Origin of the sequence: Klebsiella sp. NPDC088457 (genome assembly GCF_044900465.1) — a bacterium.
GTDB lineage: Bacteria > Pseudomonadota > Gammaproteobacteria > Enterobacterales > Enterobacteriaceae > Klebsiella.
This window is the reverse complement of sequence record NZ_JBJDNH010000103.1, coordinates 1-4,283: the sequence shown is the minus strand read 5'-3', so window position 1 is coordinate 4,283 and position 4,283 is coordinate 1. Positions and strand designations below refer to the sequence as shown.

Annotated in this window: 4 protein-coding genes; 2 read left to right on the top strand and 2 right to left on the bottom strand. The window is 42.7% G+C overall.

Annotation, left to right across the window (positions count from 1 at the left end):
* The first annotated feature begins 780 nt into the window (after positions 1-780).
* On the top strand, positions 781-1,161 hold the full coding sequence (locus tag ACI2JR_RS28075; protein WP_071994595.1) for a protein gop: 381 nt from the start codon (positions 781-783) through the stop codon (positions 1,159-1,161).
* A 1-nt stretch (position 1,162) separates the two neighbouring features.
* A complete protein-coding gene (locus ACI2JR_RS28070) occupies positions 1,163-2,227 on the top strand; it encodes a beta family protein (RefSeq protein WP_462480087.1) in 1,065 nt (354 codons plus the stop codon).
* A gap of 25 nt (positions 2,228-2,252) precedes the next feature.
* On the opposite strand, the gene ACI2JR_RS28065 is transcribed toward ACI2JR_RS28070, so the two are convergent.
* Positions 2,253-3,047: a sce7726 family protein gene (locus tag ACI2JR_RS28065; protein WP_032410143.1), complete on the bottom strand. Its 795-nt coding sequence runs from the start codon at positions 3,045-3,047 to the stop codon at positions 2,253-2,255.
* A 93-nt stretch (positions 3,048-3,140) separates the two neighbouring features.
* The coding region (locus tag ACI2JR_RS28060; RefSeq protein ID WP_462480086.1) for a tyrosine-type recombinase/integrase at positions 3,141-4,283 on the bottom strand (1,143 nt) is incomplete at its 5' end.

Below are 4,283 nucleotides of genomic sequence, written 5' to 3'. Positions count from 1 at the left end.
GCGGTTGTATATGCTGCACTAATACTCCCCCGCACAGTGCCTGATGTATGCCCGCCGGCGCACGGAACTGGCCGGCAGGTAGCCCCGCAAAAAATCCCCGAAAATACCGCTATTTTTTCCGAATTAAGCCATGCATCCACAGGGTGCATGGTTTTGCATGCGTTTCCTCGCCCTGTTATTCCTGTCCGGCCCCTGTCCCGGCGCGGCCTGAGCCCCCCGATGCACCTGCATGAAAACCGACCCACGAAGCGGGCAGGCGAGGCGGGGAAAGCACTGCGCGCCAGCGGTAAAGTATTTATTTAATGATATTTAATTTCGCGGCCTGAGCGCGTCGCTGCGCTGCACGGGTTCGTGGGAGTGTCGATGGGTGGTACGGTGCTGTTCGAGAGCGTGGTGAGCCCCTGAGGCGGTAAGGAGAAGTGCAAGAAAAGGTCGACCGGTGGATGAGGAAAATCAGTTATTTCGGCGCTGATGCTGTTGCCTCTTAAAGCACTCACCTCCTGCCCATGCATTCATCTGATGCATTCGGGCCTGTTACAGCTTAAGCCTCACTATGTGCCTGCATGAAAGCTGAACCTCGAAGCGCGTAGGCGGGGAAAGCATTGCATGCAAGATGCCACGCATTAAAAAGACGCTCTAAAACAAAAAAACTATAGCGATGAAACATATCCATAAAGTAGATATGGCATTACTCCTAAATGTGTGTAAAAAATAGTGATACCTATGCAACCCTTTTCTCTGCTCTTTCAAGGACAAGTCCCAGGCTAAGAGAGTCATAAGATGCTAAATCATATTTATGGAATTGTTGGTATAGTTGGCACACTAGTTACGATTGTGACGAGCTACATCAGAAATCAAGAATTGTCGCAATGGCTACTTGTATGTTCTGGTTGGCTTGCGGCCCTATTGATAGGTTGGTTCACGCATAGAACTATTAAAATTCTAAGTAAAGATCACAGAGAAACCATCATTAGTAATGATGGTGTAAAGCAAACGCTCATAGAACGGAATGAAACATTAACTACACAACTTACACATGCATTAGAACAGAAAGAAAAAATGGAAGGAATCGCGGCTTATTTAGCTACTCAGAACCCGCAAATTAACGCCATGCCTAGAGCAATCGCGCGACAAGAAAATACTGAGCCAGGAGGTAATTAAGATGAAAGTAAATTTTGATAGTTATTCATATTATCCTGCATTAAGGACTCGTGCAGCTGAAATTCTTGGCTTGAGTAAACTTGCTCATGAAAAGAAAGAGAAAATACTTCCACTTATAACCTTGGGGAAATGGCCCCGCTCAGATGAAATTCAAATCTCTCTTGATAAGAGTCTTGAAGCAATGAATAACTTGCCTTTTATTCTGGATGTTACTCAAGAGAACAAGCATCATTGCGCATCAAGCTTTGACCTTCTATCTTCCGAAAATAATTTCTCAAACTGGATAGCTTTTTGCTCTAAGAATGAAAATGTTATCCCTGTAGTTCAAATGCCTGAATCTGCAAGATTAAGGGATATAGTACAACAAGCAAGAATACTTGAGGGAAATAAAGGTTCCATTGCATTCAGAATAAAGAATCTTAACACTGATATAAATAAAACAATAGCATCACTTGTGTCTCTCAACTCCCCTGAAAATGCGGTTATATTTATAGACTTGGGCTATATTCGCGGACATGTCTCAGCAATGACGTCTGCTGCAATAAGTGCTATAAACCAAATAAGGACAGAAATTCCTGAAGCTATAATAAGTGTACTGTCGACTAGCTTCCCAAGTTCGGTCGCAAACTTTGCAGGAGAAAATGGTCAATCTGGTTATATTGATATTATGGAAAGAGAATTCCACCAAACAATCGGAGGGCGAGGCGTCTCTATATACGGAGATCATAGTTCCATTCATTCTGTTGTATATGATGATGTTGGTGGACGTTATGTCCCAAGAATTGATATTGCATTAGATGATGCTTGGTTTTTTGAGAGGAGACCAGGACTTGATAGTAAAGGTTATATAGAAGCGGCAAGAGCGATTCTCAAAAGATACCCTAATTATCTTGAAGAAGAATCTTGGGGTGCGCTGATGATTAAAAACGCTGCATCAGGCGATATTGCTGGTATGGGGAGTCCTGCTAAATGGATTTCTGTCCGCGTGAACCTTCACATAACAAAACAAATTGAACTATCAGAAGCACTTAAGACAGATTACGATCCTGAAGAGGATTTCTTCTAAAGAAAATAAGGGAGGGCTCCCTCCCTTATCGCACGACCCTTTTCAAAACCTTGATGGGAGTGATGTTCCCAACCTCTCCGTGCTTTTTCATAAACCCCTCAATATCTACTGTATAAAAATCATTAAATTTTTCATCAGTATTATCTTCGAAATCTTTAAAATGAATATGCTCACGTCTCTTTTTTGATTTACTTAACAAAGTCAAATCGTTAGCATTCGATAATTCACTACCTGCTAATTTCGTCAAATAATCATCAGAAGTTTCTTTATAGCGCTGTTTAATTGCTTTAAGCGCGAAGTCTCTAATTCTAGATAGAGGAATTTGTTCAGCTATCCGCTCTAAGGCCTCACGACCAGACTCAAGTAAAAACTTTTTCCCGCTTTCAACAAGAAGTAATTGCAATTCTTTTTTTAGTAAGAAATTAATATAAACCTTCTTATTACCGAGCACTGCCGTACGCCCACGCTGAACTATTTTAAAACGAATACCTTTACTGGTATTTATATATTCAATAACACCAACATCTGATGTTACTTTCTTCGCAATTTCATAGGTAAATTTTGGTGCACAAACAACAGTTACCTTTTCAAAACGAGATGTAAAGGTTTCTAACTGACCATCCAACCTTTTAAGAGAATCAAAATCACTTTTTATTTCAAAAGCTTGCAAATGCCCGTTCGCCACAGCCAGATCAGCGCGGCGACTCCAATTCGCGACAACCATTTCATTAATAATAGTTGCGTTCTCTAACAAGCCTTTTCTAAAAAGCCAGTCAATAAATGCCACTTTTACATCTTGCTCTCTTAATAAAACTGACATAATCTCGTCACACCCTTAAAAATTATTAAATATTATAGCAAACAAAACAAACTCTATCCATTACTCTTCTTGCAATTATTTTTTGATAAAGAGCTAGTTCTCATTTATTTTATTACCACAGTCATACGGTGATATATACCTCTTATTATTTAACTCTAAATAATCAGCCCACCACTGAACCATTTTGCGCCTTTCATCTAAATGTTCTGATGTATGAATATAAGCAGCCCTAACGCCATTACGTTCTGTGTGACTCAACTGACGTTCTATAGCGTCATCACTCCATAACCCTGACTCCCCCAATGCACCACGCGCCATTGTTCTAAATCCGTGCCCACAAACTTCCGTTTTAGTATCGTAACCCATCGCTCTCAATGCACTGTTTACCGTGTTTTCACTCATAACCTTAGTTGCGTCGTGATCCCCCGGGAACAGTAACTCTTTATCACCACTAATCTGCTTAAGTTGCTCTAACAAAATCATCGCCTGCCGACTAAGCGGAACGATATGCTCCTCTTTCATCTTCATGCCACGGTACGAGTAACGCACGCCTTTAATTTCTTCTCGCTTTGCAGGTACTCGCCAGAGAGAGTTATCGAAGTCGAACTCATCCCAACGCGCGAAACGTAACTCACTGGAACGCACAAAAGTTAGTAAGGAAAGCTCGACAGCGATCCGTGTCATTACACGGCCACGATAAGCAGCAATACGAGCAAGAAACTCAGGGAACCGGCTTGAGGGTAAAGCAGGATAGTGTCTTGCTTTGGTTGTTGATAAAGCACCAGCCATATCACTGGCCGGGTTAGAGTCGATGTAATCGTTCTGGACGGCATAACGCATAATGGCCGTGACACGCTGCTGAAGACGCTGTGCGACGTCATGCTTGCCACTGGCATCAACCTTTTTAATCGGGGCTAACAGGTGGCTGGTTTTGAGCTGGCGAATGTCGGACGAACCTATATGAGGGAAGATATAAAGCTCAAGATAGCGAAGAACTCGCGCTCTATGGTCTTCACTCCAGCGCTTGTTACTGCCATGCCATTCACGAGCGATAGTTTCGAAAGTGTATGCCCCCGAATTCTCGGCCTGAGCTTCTTTCTGTTCGGCTTTAGGGTCAATGCCCTGCACTAGCAGCTTTTTAGCTTCGTCGCGCTTTGGTGTTGGCTGAGCAAGCGTCACAGTAGGCGATTCAGCAAATGCGAGGCGATGGTGTTGTGTGTCGGTGGGGCGTGGGTG